The 612-nt window shown below is 46.1% G+C and carries 1 pseudogene; it reads left to right on the plus strand.

The annotated features are described in order from the left end of the window. Positions 1–493 (plus strand): annotated as a pseudogene (locus L977_RS24635) (hypothetical protein); the annotation flags it as partial. Positions 494–612 lie beyond the last annotated feature (119 nt).

The raw sequence follows: 612 nt of genomic DNA on the forward strand, positions 1-612 counted from the left end.
GCTGACGGTAGCATGGGTCAAGGGCGTTGGGGCGGCAGCGGGTGGGGGGGCGTCTTTAATGTCGGTGTATTCAGACGTTCTCGCTGTCAAAGCAGAAATAGAAAATAATCGTTTTTTCCTTGTTGGAGTTTTGGGGTTAAAAACATTTGTGGATGTCCTTGTTGTCACAAAATCAGTTGGTCTTCTGCTGGAGGCAATGAATCCAGTCGTAAAAATAATGGGAAAAGTTGAGTTAGCCGCCAAAATGGCATCTGGTGCGGAATATGTTTCTATAAAATTGGCAGACAGATATTTTGGAGTCAGAGTTTTGGCGATTTTAATGACCTGGGAAGCTATGGTGGCGGTAACGTTGTTACAGGTAGTGGTGACCTGGATTTCTGACAACGAGCTTCAGATATGGTGTAAGAAATGCGTATTTGGCACAGCATCTTTCAACCGCAGTGTGGCAGACCAGAATAAAGCTTTGGAAGAAGCAATAAAGGATATCTCATGAATTCAGTTGAAAATCAGCAGGTATGTTCGCGGTTTGTTGAGCCAGAGAAATTAGCAGACCTGCGTACAAAGCGGGAGATTGAGGTGATGAACGGCAGGCCGTGGACGCGGGAGCTTCCC

It is taken from the genome of Enterobacter sp. ZOR0014 (assembly GCF_000798855.1).
In the GTDB taxonomy this organism is placed as follows: Bacteria; Pseudomonadota; Gammaproteobacteria; order Enterobacterales; family Enterobacteriaceae; genus Enterobacter; species Enterobacter kobei.